Source organism: Chryseobacterium sp. MEBOG06, assembly GCF_021869765.1.
In the GTDB taxonomy this organism is placed as follows: domain Bacteria; phylum Bacteroidota; class Bacteroidia; order Flavobacteriales; family Weeksellaceae; genus Chryseobacterium.
In genome coordinates, this window is the sequence record NZ_CP084580.1 from 3615687 (window position 1) to 3633325 (window position 17639).

Annotated in this window: 15 protein-coding genes; 9 read left to right on the top strand and 6 right to left on the bottom strand. The window is 38.1% G+C overall.

Annotated elements, in window-relative coordinates; all coding sequences use genetic code 11:
- Nucleotides 1-76 precede the first annotated feature (76 nt).
- From LF887_RS16535 to LF887_RS16545, 3 genes are all read right to left on the bottom strand, one after another.
- Nucleotides 77-442, bottom strand: a complete 366-nt coding sequence (locus tag LF887_RS16535; protein ID WP_236855357.1) for an HIT family protein — start codon at nt 440-442, stop codon at nt 77-79.
- Nucleotides 442-1473, bottom strand: coding sequence for an HNH endonuclease domain-containing protein (locus tag LF887_RS16540; protein WP_236855358.1), 1032 nt, complete (start codon nt 1471-1473; stop codon nt 442-444). Before LF887_RS16540 ends, LF887_RS16535 begins: the two co-directional genes overlap by 1 nt.
- Before the next feature lie 132 nt (nt 1474-1605).
- Nucleotides 1606-4077: a TonB-dependent receptor gene (locus tag LF887_RS16545; RefSeq protein WP_236855359.1), complete on the bottom strand. Its 2472-nt coding sequence runs from the start codon at nt 4075-4077 to the stop codon at nt 1606-1608.
- Nucleotides 4078-4423: 346 nt separating this feature from the next.
- Here LF887_RS16545 and LF887_RS16550 point away from each other — a divergent pair, with 346 nt between their 5' ends.
- The 7 genes from LF887_RS16550 (at nt 4424) to LF887_RS16580 (ending at nt 12818) form a co-directional block, all read left to right on the top strand.
- Nucleotides 4424-5557, top strand: a complete 1134-nt coding sequence (locus LF887_RS16550; RefSeq protein ID WP_236855360.1) for a 1-acyl-sn-glycerol-3-phosphate acyltransferase — start codon at nt 4424-4426, stop codon at nt 5555-5557.
- 92 nt (nt 5558-5649) lie between these two features.
- Nucleotides 5650-6498, top strand: coding sequence for an AraC family transcriptional regulator (locus LF887_RS16555; protein ID WP_236855361.1), 849 nt, complete (start codon nt 5650-5652; stop codon nt 6496-6498).
- Between the two features lie 85 nt (nt 6499-6583).
- Nucleotides 6584-7774 carry an FAD-dependent oxidoreductase gene (locus LF887_RS16560; protein WP_236855362.1) on the top strand — a complete coding sequence of 397 codons (1191 nt, stop codon included), beginning with the start codon at nt 6584-6586 and terminating at the stop codon, nt 7772-7774.
- 316 nt (nt 7775-8090) lie between these two features.
- Nucleotides 8091-9074 carry an L-histidine N(alpha)-methyltransferase gene (gene egtD, locus LF887_RS16565; RefSeq protein WP_236855363.1) on the top strand — a complete coding sequence of 328 codons (984 nt, stop codon included), beginning with the start codon at nt 8091-8093 and terminating at the stop codon, nt 9072-9074.
- 79 nt (nt 9075-9153) lie between these two features.
- A complete protein-coding gene (gene egtB, locus LF887_RS16570; protein ID WP_236855364.1) occupies nt 9154-10326 on the top strand; it encodes an ergothioneine biosynthesis protein EgtB in 1173 nt (390 codons plus the stop codon).
- A 9-nt stretch (nt 10327-10335) separates the two neighbouring features.
- Nucleotides 10336-11256: an ABC transporter ATP-binding protein gene (locus LF887_RS16575; protein WP_236855365.1), complete on the top strand. Its 921-nt coding sequence runs from the start codon at nt 10336-10338 to the stop codon at nt 11254-11256.
- A complete protein-coding gene (locus LF887_RS16580; RefSeq protein WP_236855366.1) occupies nt 11253-12818 on the top strand; it encodes an ABC transporter permease/substrate-binding protein in 1566 nt (521 codons plus the stop codon). Before LF887_RS16575 ends, LF887_RS16580 begins: the two co-directional genes overlap by 4 nt.
- Before the next feature lie 32 nt (nt 12819-12850).
- On the opposite strand, the gene LF887_RS16585 is transcribed toward LF887_RS16580, so the two are convergent.
- Nucleotides 12851-13291, bottom strand: coding sequence for a hypothetical protein (locus LF887_RS16585; protein ID WP_236855367.1), 441 nt, complete (start codon nt 13289-13291; stop codon nt 12851-12853).
- Nucleotides 13292-13401: 110 nt separating this feature from the next.
- On the opposite strand from LF887_RS16585, the gene LF887_RS16590 reads away from it, so the two are divergent.
- Nucleotides 13402-13947 carry a hypothetical protein gene (locus LF887_RS16590; RefSeq protein WP_236855368.1) on the top strand — a complete coding sequence of 182 codons (546 nt, stop codon included), beginning with the start codon at nt 13402-13404 and terminating at the stop codon, nt 13945-13947.
- A 184-nt stretch (nt 13948-14131) separates the two neighbouring features.
- Here LF887_RS16590 and LF887_RS16595 read toward each other — a convergent pair whose 3' ends face one another.
- Nucleotides 14132-15619 (bottom strand): class A beta-lactamase-related serine hydrolase, encoded by a 1488-nt coding sequence (locus tag LF887_RS16595; protein WP_236855369.1) that lies wholly within the window; start codon nt 15617-15619, stop codon nt 14132-14134.
- An 87-nt stretch (nt 15620-15706) separates the two neighbouring features.
- Nucleotides 15707-16282: a helix-turn-helix domain-containing protein gene (locus LF887_RS16600; RefSeq protein ID WP_236855370.1), complete on the bottom strand. Its 576-nt coding sequence runs from the start codon at nt 16280-16282 to the stop codon at nt 15707-15709.
- 483 nt (nt 16283-16765) lie between these two features.
- Here LF887_RS16600 and LF887_RS16605 point away from each other — a divergent pair, with 483 nt between their 5' ends.
- Nucleotides 16766-17632 carry a helix-turn-helix domain-containing protein gene (locus LF887_RS16605; protein ID WP_236855371.1) on the top strand — a complete coding sequence of 289 codons (867 nt, stop codon included), beginning with the start codon at nt 16766-16768 and terminating at the stop codon, nt 17630-17632.
- Nucleotides 17633-17639 lie beyond the last annotated feature (7 nt).

Sequence of the window (17639 nt, forward strand, 5' to 3'; positions counted from 1 at the left end):
ATAGGAAGAAAAATTTTAGAATGGGTAACTGAAAGTACTAGTACTAATAATTAATACAATAAATATTTTTTAAATATTAGTAACTTCCTTTTCCGGGAATTACATGTCTTACCCCTCCCCGAGGGTTATCCATATCCCCTTTGTATCTTGGGATCACGTGACAGTGAAAGTGAAATACGGTTTGTCCCGCATCTGCACCACAGTTCATTCCAATATTAAATGCATCCGGTTGATATTGGGATAAAATAATGTCTTTAGCTTTTTCAATCATAGCAGGAAGATCACTTTTTTCTTCCGTACTCAACGCAAAGAAATCAGTTTTCACCACATTGGAAATAATCATTAAATGTCCGGGAGCTACAGGAAAACCATCTTCAATGATAAAGAAATATTCTCCTCTGTAAATTATTTTCTCCTCTGCAATCTCAGTAAAATCTTTCATTAAAATAAAGGTTGAAGTTCAATATTGGGTGTCCATTTCTGAATGGCTAAATTTACAGATAAATCATATTGCTTTTGCAAAAACCTTTTCCTTTCCGCCTGTGTTTTCCCACTTTGATTAATAATAGTCTCACGAAGAGGATGTTTACTGGCAATATAAAATTCGTTTCTTTTATATAATCTTTCCAGGTATTTTATTTCGGGAACTTTTGCTCTTTTATCATTATTGATATTCTTATCTGCTAAAACCAGATTCCAGATTCCGTTTACATTGGCTCCGTTATCATTCAATTGTATTTTATGAACATGAGGAAAAAAATGGTCTATAGCACATAGGTTTTCATCCCCACTCTTGATGGATATATCCTGAAAAGAATAAAAACACTTTCCTTTCTGATAGCCATTCAATGAGTCTCTGGCCGAAGAGATATTCTTTCGTTTCATGATCCGGTTTTCAAAAAACAGAAGATTAAGTTCCTCATCAAGCCTTACCTCCAAAAGGTTTGGATTCATTTCTAAGTTCCATGCGGTCTCAACCAGATTCCAACGGGCATCTACTTCCTGATCAAAATTGATAAACTGCTGGCTTTCCTTTAGAGACAAAAGACTGTCTGTAATCACCAAATTCTTATGGCTTCCATTATAATCTTTATGGTAAAAGACATCATTAACAATGCTTCCATTAACCGCATGAAAAGCATCTACAACGTTATTAAAACCATGTTTTACGGTGATATCTAATAGATGCTCGTAATCTATCTTCTGATCATTAAAATTTCTACAAGCTTCTAAGAATAGACTTGATTTTGAATTTCCCTGCTTATCATTCTGTTTAATGTGTTCCAGGATACCTTGAACATACGAAGGTGCAACATCCTGAAGCGATACTGTTGTTTTTTCTAATGAAATTAATTCTAATAAAGATTTTGCAAAGGCAAATTTATAGGTTGCTGAGTTTTTCCCAAAAAGGATAATTGCTCTCCATTGAGATTCCAGACTCGCATCATTATCCTGAAAATTAAGGGCGGGCATCTATTACTATAATTAAGTATTTTATCAAAACACAAAATTATGTAAAAATATAAACCAAATAACTATTATTATATTACAAAACTATCAAAATGAAACATATTTCGAAAAATAATTAAACAAAATGATTACATTTTAACTCCCCGTTCCCGGCCCATTCAAATACTCATTACTCATATCCTTCTCCTTTTTAAAGTCCATCTTACCGAACTTATAGCTAAAACTAATCCCGAAAGAACGGTACGGTAATTCTCTTACAGAATAAGAGTCGTAATCCCCGGTGCTTACGGTGGTTACCTGCTTGATGTACTTATTAAACGGATTGGTAATGGTGAATCCCAGATTTGCCTTTTTGTTCCAGAATTCCTTTCTTCCGGCAATGGTATAGGTAATGGATTGTGGATTTTTTCCCTGGATATTTTTAGCAGCGGAGTTGTAGTTTCCGAAAACTTCCAGGACAAAATTCTTGGGAAACTGATAATTAACGTTCAGATTCGCCCGGTAACGCATTCCCATATCTAAGTTGCCTACGTAGATATGACTTACAATATATCGGTGAAATACCATGATATTACTTCTCAGATTCATTTTGTTCTGGAAAAACGGAAGGGAAAGAGAGACAATTCCGCCGGAGTTGTATTCTTTGCCGATATTATCTCTTGCGGTAACCGATACATTGGTGTACTCCGTTCCATTGGCTGTAAATGTTGGATAAAAGGTCGTAATCTGTTTTAAATCCTGACTGTTGATTCGCTCCACAAGGGATAAGGAGATATTCCCGCCATTCGTAAAGTTTTTCGTGTATCCTAATTCCATATTATCTCCAATTTCTGGCTTCAGAGCCGGATTTCCTGTGGTAATATTGTGTGGATCACTGAAATTAAGGAAAGGATTCAGTTCTGTATATTCCGGACGTTCCAATCTTCTTGTATAGGATAGCTTCACTGTTTCGCCACTATCAAATTTGTGGGACAAAATAAAGGATGGAACCAATAAACCGTACGATGGAATATTCGTGTTCGGGAAATCTATTTTAAGAGTGGTGTATTCATATCTCAAACCTGCTCTTACATCCAGCCAGTTCCAAACCTTAAGCTTGGAGGAAAAATAAGCAGCATACACTCCCATGTCATAATTTAAATGATACGACTGCAAAGGATCTGCATCATACTGGCCGGATGAAGTATTCAGAACATGAACATCCGTAGCATTGGTAATATGTTGCTGCACCGTTTTCAGCCCCATTTCGAAAGTAACATTATCATTCAGAGGATGCACATAATCTACTGAAATATTGTGACTGTTATCTGTTCCGGGATTACTTCCTGAAATACCGTTGTATGGAGAAGCTGCTCCTGATAAACTTTGAGTCTGAAAATAACTGCTCTTTGGAGAACCATAGCTGAAGACATAATCTGCGGTAAGCTCCTGCCCTTCTTTGGCAAAGGTTTTCCTAAAACTAAGACTTCCGTCTATAGAACGAACGGAAGATTGGTTATCCGAAGTTCTGGATCCGATGATTGAAGAAACAGCAGAGGTATTATAGTCTGTGATATACTGTTGCTGGTTGATTAATCCGGTACTTTTATTGGAGAAACTGTTGAAAGAAACGGAACCGCTTAATGAGCTGGTTTTCGTAAGACTCCAGTCGAAGCCTAAACCTGTACGGTAGCCATGTCTTTCAAAATCGGTATAGCCATCCTGTAATAAATGCGTGCTGGTATTGGAAGAAGCATCTCTAGAAGTTCTGTCCTGTGAAAAAGGAGTCTTGGCTTTTAACTGAGCATTCCCGCTAAAGAAAGCATTCATGCTGAAGTTATTATTCTTATAATTCAGATTCAGAGATCCTGTTTCAAATAAAGTTCCGCCCGTAGCATTGATACTTCCATTGATTCCCCTTACTTTATTATCTTTCAGAACAATATTGATAATTCCTCCGGTCCCCTGCGCATCATATTTCGCTCCCGGACTGGAAACCACCTCAATACTTTTGATCTGACTTGCAGGAATAGATGCCAATGCATCAGCCAGGCTGTTTCCAAATATACTGGATGGCTTTCCATTAATCAAAAACCTGATATTAGCATTTCCCTGAAGTTCTACATTTCCATCTGCATCCACCGTCACCTGAGGGACTTTCCGAAGGACATCAATAGCCGCTCCGTTTTGAGAAGTCACATCATTAGCCGCATTGAAAACAATTTTATCCACCTTATTTTCAATCACCGCTTTTTTACCAACGATGGTTACGCCTTCTATTGCTGTTTCTCCGTTTGTTAATTGAATATCACCAACTGTAACCGCTACATTATTATCAATCACCTGGAAATCTGAGGTTGTTTTATTTTTATATCCTGCATAAAAAACAGCCACTTTATAGGTTCCGGAGGCAATATGATCCATAGAAAACTCCCCTTTCTCATTGGAAGTCGTCCCGTTGATCTCTTTATTATCCTGATCTAAGAGTCCAATACTGGCATGATCTATTGATTTTCCTGTGTTGGAATCTACAACTCTCCCACTTATTTTCCCCTGACCTGCTCCCTGTTGTGCGTTGATCATTAACGCTGAACACAACATAGCCACTAAAATTGTTACTTGTTTCACAGTGATATTAGAATTAATACAGGGCAAAGGTGAGAATCAATTTGGTAGAAATTCTGAATTATAATGCTATGAGGTATTTTATTTTAAACCATTAAGAAAAAATTAAGGAGATAAGAAGAGTAAGAAGAGCTTCGATTTAAGAATACAGGCTAAAGAAATCCTTGATTTTCACCTTAACCTCCCTTAATAACTTAATAATCCTTAATGGTTTAAAAAAGATGATTCATCAAGTTCAACAGATAAATTCTCTAATTCCTACGCCCTTCATAATACTTTAACAACCTTTATACCCCATCCCCAGATAAATTTTCGTTCTTTTGCAAAAAGTTTTAATTTTTACTATAACATGTCAAAGTTTGATGAAATCCGGTATTTTCATGATCAGGAAGTGAATGAAAGATTACAGAGCGTAGCCCATGATCCGATGATGAAAGCACTGATGAACTTTACTTTTCCCGATGTGGATGAGCAGGTTTGGCTGGAACAGTTTAAAGAGGTTCATTCTATAAGTGATTTTCAGCATCAGTTTGTAGCCTATGCTGTTCGTCAGATTCTTGCAAAGAGTTCTGAAGGGTTAACAACTTCGGGCTTTGATAAGCTTGATAAGAATACCTCCTACCTCTATATTTCGAATCACAGAGATATTGTATTGGATACTTCCCTGCTTAACCTTGTTTTGTTGGAAAGTGGTCTCATTATGACCGCTTCAGCCATTGGGGACAATCTTGTGAAAAGAAACTTCCTGAATGTACTCGCTAAACTAAACCGTAACTTTTTAGTTCAGAGAGGGCTTTCTATTCGTGATCAGCTTAAAAGTTCACAGACTATGTCTGAGTATATTGATATGCTATTACATGAAGAAAACCGCTCTGTATGGATTGCCCAGCGTGAAGGCCGTGCTAAAGACGGGAATGATTCTACTCAGCAGGGGGTTTTAAAGATGCTTGCGATGGCAGCTGGAGACCAATCTCTGATTGATTATTTTAAAACTTTAAAAATTGTTCCTATCTCTATTTCCTATGAGTATGACCCTACAGATTCTCTAAAAATGCCTCAATTGCTGGCACAACACAGGGATGAGGCATATATTAAAGGAAAAAATGAAGACTTTACCACGATACTCAGCGGAATTTTAGGACAAAAGAAAAGAATTCATCTGCATGCTGGTGACGTTATTGATGCAGAACTGGATGATATAGCGGCCAACATTGATAATAAAAACAAGCAGCTACAGGCCATTGCAAAGGTCATTGATGATTCTATTATCAGAAATTATAAATTGTGGCCCACAAAGTTTATCGCCTACGATCTGCTTCACAATACCCATACCTACGCTTCACAATATACCGAACAGGAAAAACAGTTGTTTATTAGAAGACTCGACATGCGTATTGATCCGTCTGATCCTGTTTCTAAAGAATATTTCCTGGCGATGTACGCCAATCCTCTGATCAATAAAATAAAGGCTGAAGAAAACTGATTCCCCGGATATACCGCTCATTTTCTGATGGATCAGGATCAGCTTTTTTGCAGAAAGAGTATCTTCGTAACAGCGATATAAGATCTGTAAAGATGAAAAAAACAATTCCTTCCCATCATAATCAGCTGGAAAATTCGGCAGTCAGACTGATGGCTTTGTCTGTTCTTCATGAAAAGCAGACAGAGATTCACCGGGATGATCATTATATGTTTATTCTTCAGAAGAAAGGAGACTTTGTGCTGGAGGTAGATTTTAAAACCATAAGGCTGAAAGGCCCTTCTGTATGCTTTGTGGCACCGGGACAGATTCATCAGTATATTGATCAGAAAGATAATGACGGCTGGTTTCTATTTGTAGAAGCTGCTGCTGTTTCCGAATCTTACCGGGAATTTATGGATATGCATCAATGGTTTCACCAGTCTGTTTCTATTGATGAGAGTGACCTGATTTTCGACCTTCCTGTTCTGATTGAAAAGACAGAAAAAGATGCAACGCTACATCATCTATCCATAGAGCGGTCATTGGCAGACGCTGCTGTTGGAATCATCATTTCAAGAATTTCTGAGACGTCACTATCCGTTTTTCAGCACAGCGGACAGAAGTATTCGATTACAAGACAGTTCAAGAAACTTATTGCAGATCATTTCAGAAATACCAAACAGGTACAGCAATATGCAAAGCTTCTCCACATTACCCCTCTTTACCTGAATGAAGCAGTGAAAGACGTCACGGGATATCCGGCCAGCACCTGGATACAACAGAAAATAGTATGGGAAGCCCGCCGTCTACTGGTGTACACTACCATGGATGTGAAGCAGATTGCCTTTGAACTGGGCTATGATGATCATGTCTATTTTTCAAGATTCTTCAAAAAGGAAACAGGAATAACGGCCTTACAGTTCAGATCAGAAAACCATGATTTGTCCCATCATCACCATTAAAGATCTGTCGGAATCCCAACTTCTCCACTCTAATTTTGCTCTATCAATCATAAGAAATAAATAACAGGATTGATAAGCAATAATTATGATACAGAAAAAACCAAACAAGCGTATTGCAATCATCGGTGCAGGATTAGGAGGTCTGTGCCTTGCCCAGGGATTGAAAAAAAACGGTCTCGAATGTCAGATTTTTGAAAAAGATCCCGCCATCAATACCCGCACGCAGGGATACAGGATCAGAGTAAATGAACCGGGCAGAAAGGCACTACAGGAGTGTCTTCCGGAAAATTTGTACCATCTTTTTACTGATACCTGTGCCGCCAGCTATTCCGGCATGAACGTATTCACAACCAGTCTTGAACCTTCAAAAAATAAACTGGTAGAATCCTGGAGCGACGGAGTAAAAGAAATGCCTGACCTCAAGCCCAACCGGCTGACAATACGTGAAATCTTGCTACAGGGATTACAGGAAAAAATAGGCTTCGGAAAAGAATTAACAGAATGGGAAGAACTGGAAAATAATGAAGTAAAACTCTCATTTGCGGATGGAACAGCTTATACTGCAGATCTTGTCATAGCTGCTGACGGAGTACATTCCAGAATAGGGTCAGAATATTGCAAAGATCAGAAGGTGAATACCGGAAATATTACGATATACGGCAGAACCTTCTATTCTCCGGAAACTCAAAAAGCAGTTTCTGCCGATCTTCAGAAAGGAACTTCTGTAATACTCAATAACCAGTTTTCACTCATCGTAGATTCTATGAAATTTGACAGTTCGAAAAAGAATACTTCATGGGAGCTGCTGAGCCCGATATCCGATTATTTCTATTGGGCATTTATTGGAAATCCAGAAGCTTTCGGACTTGCTCCGGCAGACTTTTACAACGATCCTGCAGAGAAAATCTCTGCTTGTATAGAGAAGGTTACCAGGTTATGGCATCCCAAACTTAAAGCTTTATTCGAATATGCTGATCAAAAATCATTATCTGTCACACCAATCCGCTCCTCTCTGCCTAAAGAACCCTGGAAGTCCGGAGCTATTACGGCTTTAGGAGATGCGGTTCATACCATGAGCCCGGCAGGAGGTGTGGGTGCTAATACCGCTTTTATAGATGCTGCTCTGCTGGCTGAAAATATCAGGAAGGCTCTACTGAACAATACCGCACTTTCAACAGCTGTTTCAGATTATGAAAAACAAATGAGAATATACAGCAATCTGGCGGTTACCATGTCTTTACAGGGTGGAGAAATCCTGCACGGAACCAATAAATAAAGCTAGCGGCACCTTCCAAACTCCTCTTAAATATTGTGTAAGAGGAGTTTACATTCCATTAGAATGATTCCATCATTAAAATTCAAAAGTTGCTGTTTATAACTACTCATTAAAATTTATCTTAATCCCGTATGTCCGCAAACTTTCTATCTGGCATTTTTCACGGCAAAAGCCGGATATTCTGAAAAACATGATAAAAAAACTCTCAAAAAAATAAAATTACTTATATTTAGTCAGATAAAGTGGCAGAGAAACCCGATGTTGTAAAAAGGCAGGATAGTTGCATTTATCTAAAAAACCACACAAAATCAGACCTATGAATGTACAGTTAGATCCGCATGCTAAGACTGAAAATCATCCCATTGATCATTTCCGTCCGGATGTTTTAGAAGGCTTAAAAAATAGTCCGAAAAGGCTATCTTCAAAATATTTCTACGATAAAATCGGCGACCACCTTTTCCAGCAGATCATGGCAATGCCTGAATATTATCTTACCCGGTGCGAGCTTGACATATTCAAAAATAAGACACAGGAACTTACAGACCTCATCATACCTGAAAATGAACCTTTTGACCTGATCGAGCTGGGAGCAGGAGATGCTATGAAATCTACATTCTTACTGAAGCATCTTGTAGAAAGAGGTCTCGAATTCACCTATATGCCGATTGATATTTCTGGAAATATTCTCTCTATACTCAATGAAAAATTAAGTACACAATTCCCGGATATGCCTATAACCTGCCTGGAGGGTGATTATTTTGATATGCTTCAAAAGGCGGCATCATTATCTGACCGGAGAAAGGTTATTCTGTTTTTGGGAAGTAATATCGGAAATATGAATCCTGAAGAAGCTCAGAGTTTCTGCCTTAGTTTAAATCAAAATCTATCTTCCGGAGATCGTGTCCTGATAGGTTTTGACCTGAAGAAAAATCCCCATGTCATTTTAAACGCTTATAATGATAAGGAAGGGATCACAGCTGCCTTCAATCTTAATCTTCTGACCCGTATCAATAATGAGTTGGGAGGAAATTTTGACCGCGAACAATTTCAGCATTATCAAACCTACGACCCTGTAAGCGGAGCTTGCAGAAGTTTTCTGGTAAGCCTTAAAAAACAGGAGGTAATCATTGGCCGTGACAGAATTTCATTTGAAGAAAATGAACTTATTGATATGGAAATTTCTCAGAAGTTCTCTGCTGAACACATTGCTGAACTAGGTGAAAAATCCGGTTTTACAACCGCCGGAGAAATCAAAGATTCAAAAGAATGGTTTGTAGATACGATCTGGCAGGTAAAATAAGAAATCTTCAGTTTCTGCCGGCATGAAAAATATTTATCATGATCCTTCATTTAAAATAAACCACTAAAAAATCAAAATCATGACACCAGAGATTACAACAGTAGATCTATCAAAAAAATATACGGATGTCCGCAGCCGTTCTGAAGAAATCTGTGCTCCATTGGAAATTGAGGATTATGTAGTACAGCCGATTGTGGATGTAAGTCCGCCGAAATGGCACCTGGGGCATACCACATGGTTTTTTGAAACGTTCATTCTGATCCCTAATTTCCCTGAATACGAAGTTTTTGATCCACAGTATAATTTTGTCTTTAACAGCTACTATGAAACCATTGGAACAAGGGTAATCCGTACTGACCGCGGAAACCTCAGCCGGCCTTCTGTTTCAGATATTTATCGCTACAGAAAATATGTGGATGAACAGATGAAAGCTTTCCTTCAAAGCAGGTTCATGAAAGAAGCTATTGAACCCCTTCTGGAGCTGGGCCTCAATCATGAACAGCAGCATCAGGAGCTGCTAGTGACAGACATTAAATACATTCTGGGGCATAATCCCCTCTTCCCCGCTTATACTAAAGAAAAACAATGTATCCAATCCGGTTCTGCAGATGTGCAGATGCTCCGATTTTCTGAAGGAGTCTATGAAATTGGCTTTAAAGGCGAAGGGTTTTGTTTTGACAATGAACTAGGCAGACATAAGGTATATCTTAACGACTTTGAAATTGCCAGCCAGCTGGTGACCAATCGTGAGTACCTTGAATTTATGGAAGCCGGCGGATATACTGACTTCAAACACTGGCATGCCGAAGGCTGGGACTGGGTAAAACAAAATCAGGCAAAATCTCCGCTGTACTGGCATTATGTGGAGGGCAGATGGATGAATTATACCTTAAACGGATTACAGGAAATAGAACCTGATGCACCCGTATGTCATATCAATTTTTATGAAGCTTCTGCTTTTGCTTCCTGGAAAGGGATGCGCCTGCCAAGTGAGGCAGAATGGGAAGTGGCATCTGATCATTTTGACTGGGGAAGCCGCTGGGAATGGACCAATTCTGCTTACCTGCCCTATCCTCATTTTAAGAAAGAAGCCGGTGCGGTAGGTGAATACAATGGAAAATTCATGGTCAATCAAATGGTATTGCGCGGTGCCTCTGAAGCGACTCCTCCGGGACACAGCAGAAATACTTACCGTAATTTTTTTCAAACCAATTTAAAATGGCAGTTTACAGGAATCAGACTTGCACAATAATTTTTGCCAATGATTACAGTTGAATCAGTATCAAAGAATTTTAACGGTAAAACTGCCGTAGATCACATTTCTTTTCAGGCAAATGATCAGGAAATCCTGGTGCTTTTAGGAACCAGCGGCTGTGGGAAAACAACGACTCTTAAAATGATCAACCGCCTCATAGAAGCTGATTCCGGAAACATTCTGATCAACGGTAAAAATATCCGTGATCAGAAAGCAGAGGAACTGCGAATGGGAATTGGTTTTGTAATGCAGCATTCCGGTTTATTTCCTCATTATACGATTCAGCAAAATATTGCTGTAGTTCCTGAACTGCTGAAATGGGATAAAAAGAAAACATCAGCAAGAACGCATGAACTTTTGGAGAAACTTCATCTTTCTGAAGAAGTACTTTCACGGTTTCCCAATGAGCTGAGCGGGGGCCAGCAGCAGCGTGTAGGTATTGCAAGAGCCCTGATTGCAGATACTCCGGTTTTACTGATGGATGAACCCTTCGGAGCGCTTGACAATATTACCAAAGCGGATATTCATTCCGAATTTCAATCTCTTGAAGAGCTTAAAAACAAAACAATTATATTGGTTACTCATGATGTACAGGAAGCTTTTGAACTTGGGCATCGGATATGCCTGATGGATCAGGGGAAGATTGTTCAGACAGGAACTCCAAAAGAAATGCTTTACCAGCCCACCAATAATTTTGTCCGTGATTTCTTTGCTGAAAACCGGCTTTTACTGGAATACAAAGTGGCCACCTTACAGGATATTGGTCCGTTTTTCACTTCTGAGAATTCACATTATACGCTGGAGAATTCAGACGATACAAGTGTCTGGAATGCTTTACAGAAATTAAGCTCGGATCATAAGAATACAGAAATCTATGAAAGAGTGATCAGGGCATTTAATGATTATAGAAAATTACAGATTGTATGATGAAGCAGAGTCTCTGGCAGTTTATTGCTGAACAGCACGAAAAGTTAATCACCCAGATCATACAGCATCTGGGACTTACGTTTTTATCTCTCTTTTTAGCGATCATCGTTGGGGTTCCGTTAGGAATTCTGATTGCCAGAAAAAGGAAGCTTTCAAGTCCTGTACTGGGTATTGCCGGAATTTTGCAGACCATTCCCAGTATTGCCCTGCTGGGGTTTATGATCCCCGCTTTTGGCATCGGTCCGAAACCGGCTATTGCAGCACTGCTGATCTATGCTCTTTTACCTGTTATCCGGAATACCTATACCGGAATTACAGGAGTAGATCCGGCCGTGATAGAAGCTGCAAAAGCAATGGGGATGAACAGAAGACAGCTCCTTTTGAAAGTAAAACTTCCTTTGGCCATGCCTGTAATCATTGCCGGAATAAGGACAGCAGCAGTTATCAATGTGGGAGTAGCTACTTTGGCTTCCTTTGTTGCCGCAGGTGGCTTGGGAGAATTTATCTTTGGGGGTATTTCACTTAATAATACCAATATGATTCTGGCAGGAGCCATTCCCGCTGCATTACTCGCCGTTCTGCTGGACCAGACCATCTCCATACTCCAAAAATCAGGATATCGATTGTTTCAAAAGCTGAAATTTGCAGTTCCTGTTCTACTTATTATATTGGGAGCAGGTTATATGGTTACCAATTCTTCACAACATACCGTTAAGGCCGGTTTTACTCCTGAATTTATGGGAAGGCAGGACGGGGATATCGGTCTTCGCTCTGTGTATGGCCTTAATGTAAATCCACTTGTAGTAAGTGATGCCATTATGTATAAAGCTGCGTATGAAAAGGAACTTGATCTGATCAGCGGATATTCCACAGACGGAAGGATCAAAGCTTTTGACCTCTATGTACTGGATGATGATAAAAAAATATTTCCGCCCTACTTCGCTGCCCCTATTATTAAGACCAAAACCCTGGAAAAATTTCCGGAGCTTGAAAAAACGCTTAATATGCTGGCCGGGAAATTCAATGATTCTATTATGACGGATCTTAATTACAGGTCAGATCATCTTAATCAGACCCCTGAGAAGATTGCAAAAGATTTTTTAATCAAGAATAATCTCTACAAAAGTCCGCTGAAAGGAAATTCAGGAACAGTGCGTATTGGCTCAAAAATATTCGGGGAACAATATATCCTCGCAGAAATGTATACGATGCTTATTGAAGGCTATACGCACTATAAGGTGGAAACGAAAACAGGTTTGGGAGGAACCAAAATCTGTTTTGATGCTTTAATGAATGATGCTATTGATTTTTATCCGGAATATACCGGAACCGGACTGCTTGTCCTTTTAAAACCAACAGAACAGACTATCAAAAGCGTGAGCCAAAGTGCCGATAAAACCTATCAGTATGTAAATTCAGAATTTAGAAAACAATATGGGATTCAATGGCTGCAACCTCTAGGGTTCAATAATGCCTATGCCCTGATGATGCGTAGAAAGCAGGCTGAAGATCTCCATATCAAAAGTATTTCTGATCTCAGGAAATATTTTGACGGAAAGTAAAATAAAGCATTTCCCATTATTGAGGAACTTCTTTAATAATAAAAATGATGGGTGAAAAAATAAATAAAAGAACGATCGGTTTCAACAACAAAACTGATCTCACTATCATGCCGAGGTTTCTCAGGATCAATCATCATTTCATAAACATATTGAATTTCTCCTTCAATATAGGTTTCTATTGCTAAATTAAGTTTCCAGGAATGCTGAAAATCTGTAATCTGCTGAAGCATCTTTTCCTGATCTGTCATCAGGATTTCTGAATTTTGCATTTCCCATTCATCGGAACCGGAAGCACCCATAGCAGCAATGATAAATGATGTAAAATCCGGGATATCCATTTTCTGTACCTTAATAAGGGTAAAAACAATTTCATCTCTATTGAAAATAACTTCTGTAATTTCACGCTTAGAAATAAAAAAATCAGAAGCTCTTTCCTTTAATTTTTCTGTTAATATGGATCGGTCAAAAGGCATTTTTATTCTTTTAGCAAAATTAATTTTATATTTTAAATAGTTCCAATCCGTTTATGGGAGATCCATTATCTGTTTAAAATAAACATTATCTTCGTACAAAATTCAAAAATATGAAAAAAACACTATTGCTGGTTTCAGCTGTATTTATTCTTAATTCATGTGTGGTAAGAACAGCTACAAAAGTAGTTTCGGGAGCGGTAAGTTTAAGTTACAAAGCTGTAAAAGGAACGGTAAACGGCATCAGCTGGGCAGTGAGCAAAGCTAAAGGAAAGATTGATGAAGACCGCCTGGATGGAACCTGGAAAGTGGTTGGAGTATACAAAGGTTCTTTTGAAGATTTTTCTAAAGATCAGAATCCTGACGGTTCATTTACCTCAGATTGTACGGAAGGTTTTGACCAAATTATCTTTAAGGCTAAAAAGTCTAAATTCAAGCCGGTACACTGCAGTTCGGATAAGGAAGACTGGGTGAAATATTCATTAGAGTTCGGGAAAAATCCTGTAACTAAGGAAAAGGAAAATTATATAGAATACAAATCCAGCAATTATATTTCCGTGATTGACGTTAACAGCAAAACGATGATTCTGGAAGGCAACCTGATGCCTAAACTGGCCTTTTCCGGTGCCAAACTGTACCTTCTGGAAAAAGTAAGATAAAAATTATTGAAAGCCTGTACTTAAAATACAGGCTTTTTTATTTCTTTTTTGCTATGAATTCATGAATTCTTTTTTGTTTGTACAATGAATTATAATTATTGTGACGAGCAGATTTGGGCTAAAGCCATTAGAAAGGAAATAATATGGAGGGATGGGCTAAAACTCATCCTTATTGAATTCTTTATTATTTGTTTTCTATTTCAACGATCTTCTTTCCTTCTTCACCCAGATAATGAAGGACGAGCTTTTCATAGATTTTAGAGCCGTCATCGGTATTGGTAAAGATCACAATTCCTTTTCCTGATTTTGGCAGCACAAGAGTAATACAGCGCGTACCCTGGTCGGCTCCTCCATGGGATAAGACATACTCATCATTTCCCAGATCATACACCTCAAAACCTAATCCAAAATATTTATTATCTCTTATTTTCACCTGCTTTCTGATCATTTCTTTAAATACCTCAGGTTTCAGGCTTCCGCCTTTCATAATGTTGACCATAAAATTTCCTAAATCTTCTATCGTAGTGTGTAAATCATCAGCAGCATTTGCCATTTTGTTTTTTTCTATCGGATAAGGTTTACCTTCTTTATCATATCCGATTGCAAATCTTGATTCATCTGTATTTTGATCCCAGATATAATTGGTATCATTCATTTTGAGTGGTTTAAAAATCAATTCTTGGGCCAGCTGATCCAGCGATTTCCCAAATTTCTTTTCTAAAGCCTTCCTAAGGTATTCGAATCCTTCTCCTGAATATTGGTATTTCGTTCCGGGATCAAACTGAAAATGCAGCTTTTTGTCAGCATTCATCCATCTCCAGTTTGGAAAGCCTGTCTTATGGGTAAGAATCATTCTTGTCGTTAGTTTTTTATGCCTCGGATCATTAGCAAGATCCGGATCTATCCAGTACTGATCAAGAGGTTCATCCAGTTTCCATTTCCCTAAACTTACCAGATGCATTGTAACCATGGTGGTGATAGGTTTAGTAATAGAAGCTACATTAAAATAGGTATTATAAGGGGCAGAAACTCCTTTTTTTATGTCCCCGAAAACTTTTACCTGCTTCAGCTCTCCTCCTTCAATAATTCCTAATCCTAATGTTGGAATTTTATTTTCTTTCAGCCAGTTTTCAATCGCCTGGTCATCTTCAAAAACATTGTCATCATCAACAGTCTTTTTCTCCTGATGGTCAAAACTGAATGATCTTTTCAGTTTCCATTCGCCATTCTCCTTAATCCATACATGCGTAAATTTAGCAGAACCTGTTAGTTTCTCTGGCTGATCAGTTTCTTTTTCATAAAACAGATGATTCCCATTTTGGATAACAGCATATACCTGACCTTCTTTGTACATGGGGTAGATCTCCGTACTTTTTTCCACCAAAGCTCTTCTGGCTTTATAAGTTTTTGAAGGTCTGCACAAACCGTTTTTGAAGTCAATCATAAATTTCTTCTTATCAGAAAAGCCATCTTTATCGTGATAAAATTCAAGCTGGCCGCTGAGTATATTTTCCATTTGTGCCGCATTACAGGTATTGAAACCTACAGAAAACAGCAGACTGTCTCTGGACATAATTGTTTTGTACAAAGGGTCTTTTTTTTCTATTTGAGCATTAAGGCTGCTGAAGAAAACAATAAAAAAAGTGGGTATAAAATGAGTATACTTTGTCATTGCTAATATTTTTGACAAAGGTTAGATTTTCATCTGCTATTTCTGCAAAAACAAACCCGACAAAAACCCGACAAAGCCCTGACAGTCTTATATCATACTGAAATTCAACCTGAAATACAGTTTTTTATGACGGTCTATTTCTGAGGCATTTCGAAGAATGATGAAGATATTTGAGAGTACAATCAGGATCATAATGATCAAAGTAGACTCTGGTCCCATCTTCAAAAAGATCCACAGCATAAATACAATGGGTGCCATAACCGTCCATACTATCTGTACGGAAATAATTTGTCTCGCCAGACTATTTCTCTGCTTCATTTTGAACATCAGCAGAAGCGGAACAAGAATATTCAGAGGAGGTAATATCACAAACAGGAGTGATGAAAGATTGATTATTTTAATGAAAGAATAGTTGATATTTTCCAGTGCTTTGTCCTCTTCTTTCGATTCTGTCTTTACCTCACTTATTTCAGAAATTACAACGGTATCCTGTAGTACATTTTCCTGTATTTCCAATGCTTGTGCCAGCGCTCTAAGGGTATGTCCTTTAGGTTCTGTACCGGATTCTATCCGCTGAATGGTTCTTACAGAAATTTTCGATTTTTCTGATAATTCTTCCTGGGTCAGATTCTTTTGTTCTCTTATGGCTTTTAGCTTGGACATAGTAAAGATTACGTGAAATGTATTCTCAATTAATTTTCAGCGGCTAATTTACAGTTTTTTAAGGAGTAATATTTTTTTATCTGAGATCATCTGATTATAGATGACATATTTTTGGAATCAATATAATTGAAATCCGGAACAGTTTATTCTGTTCCGGATGTCGGTGTAAAGTCATATAAAAATTTGGACCCACTGGTTAGCTTATCATTACGGCGCAAATTTCAGATTTATATTTTGAATACCTTACCGTAAAAATACGTAATTACAGGATAGGGCATGCATGATCAATGAAAACATAAGCAACTAAAAATCAATGAAATAAATATAAAAAAACATTAAATACTCTATCTTTAGCAACGATCCTTTGATATTTATTGAAGCCTGATTAAGCGTTTACAACATCGAAATTTTTGAATAATGATCTTATTATATTAAAGCCATTCTCTTAAAAATATAGTATAGATTTGCAAAAAATGCTTAAAAATGAAGCACACCATTCCCACTTATGATTTGAGTGAAATTTCCACCCATCGTTTTCATGTGAAGAAAATGGATCAGCATACAGAACATAAAGAAGAAGTTCTAATGGATAAAGGGATCCACCGAGACAGCCATTATATCTTTACCTGTATGGAAAGTGGCCATGTCAAAATGATGGTAGATTTCAATGTCATGGAAGTGCAGGATTCAACCGTTTTCTGTCTTTTACCAGGTCAGGTACATCAGGGACTTCTGATGAAAGATGTGAACGGATGGTTTATTGCTATAAAATCTGATATGGTTCCGGATGCTGTACGTTCTGTTTTTGAAGAGTCTTTGGAAGAAATAAAACCTTTAACAATAGATAAAAACTGGGTGGAAAAGATCAGCAATGCAGCTTCTATGCTTCATGCTTCCTATACAGATGAAATGCTTTCTTCCAAAGAAGGTTCTTTAGTGATCCAGTCTTTACTTCATGCTGTGCTGGGTATGTTTGCTTTTATTTATTCAAAAGAAAGCAGTTCCCAGACAGTGGGTGAAAGCCGTTCTTTGCAGCTTGCCAGGGCATTCAGGATTATGGCGAGGCAGAACTATAAAACCATGAAAAGTCCATCAGAATATGCTGAAATGCTTGCTATCTCGAGAGGATACCTTACAGAAGTAACCCGCGAAGTGACCGGTAAACCGGCACAGCATTGGATTCATCAGGAAATTTTAATTGAGGCAAAAAGATTATTGGCATTTACCCATCTTACGATAAAAGAAATTGCCTATGAACTGGGGTACAGTGACCATACGTACTTCACCCGTTTATTTTCAAAACTGGAAGACCAGTCACCATCAGAATTCCGAAACCTAAACAGGAAATAAACACTAC

What these genes read in the sequence shown, in the direction of transcription:
- egtB (WP_236855364.1), top strand. Translation starts at nt 9,154, where the DNA reads ATGACACCAGAGATTACAACAGTAGATCTATCAAAAAAATATACGGAT.
- LF887_RS16575 (WP_236855365.1), top strand. Translation starts at nt 10,336, where the DNA reads ATGATTACAGTTGAATCAGTATCAAAGAATTTTAACGGTAAAACTGCC.
- LF887_RS16600 (WP_236855370.1), bottom strand. Translation starts at nt 16,282, where the DNA reads ATGTCCAAGCTAAAAGCCATAAGAGAACAAAAGAATCTGACCCAGGAA.
- LF887_RS16590 (WP_236855368.1), top strand. Translation starts at nt 13,402, where the DNA reads ATGAAAAAAACACTATTGCTGGTTTCAGCTGTATTTATTCTTAATTCA.
- LF887_RS16605 (WP_236855371.1), top strand. Translation starts at nt 16,766, where the DNA reads ATGAAGCACACCATTCCCACTTATGATTTGAGTGAAATTTCCACCCAT.
- LF887_RS16550 (WP_236855360.1), top strand. Translation starts at nt 4,424, where the DNA reads ATGTCAAAGTTTGATGAAATCCGGTATTTTCATGATCAGGAAGTGAAT.
- LF887_RS16555 (WP_236855361.1), top strand. Translation starts at nt 5,650, where the DNA reads ATGAAAAAAACAATTCCTTCCCATCATAATCAGCTGGAAAATTCGGCA.
- LF887_RS16535 (WP_236855357.1), bottom strand. Translation starts at nt 442, where the DNA reads ATGAAAGATTTTACTGAGATTGCAGAGGAGAAAATAATTTACAGAGGA.
- LF887_RS16595 (WP_236855369.1), bottom strand. Translation starts at nt 15,619, where the DNA reads ATGACAAAGTATACTCATTTTATACCCACTTTTTTTATTGTTTTCTTC.
- LF887_RS16540 (WP_236855358.1), bottom strand. Translation starts at nt 1,473, where the DNA reads ATGCCCGCCCTTAATTTTCAGGATAATGATGCGAGTCTGGAATCTCAA.
- LF887_RS16560 (WP_236855362.1), top strand. Translation starts at nt 6,584, where the DNA reads ATGATACAGAAAAAACCAAACAAGCGTATTGCAATCATCGGTGCAGGA.
- LF887_RS16580 (WP_236855366.1), top strand. Translation starts at nt 11,253, where the DNA reads ATGATGAAGCAGAGTCTCTGGCAGTTTATTGCTGAACAGCACGAAAAG.
- LF887_RS16585 (WP_236855367.1), bottom strand. Translation starts at nt 13,291, where the DNA reads ATGCCTTTTGACCGATCCATATTAACAGAAAAATTAAAGGAAAGAGCT.
- egtD (WP_236855363.1), top strand. Translation starts at nt 8,091, where the DNA reads ATGAATGTACAGTTAGATCCGCATGCTAAGACTGAAAATCATCCCATT.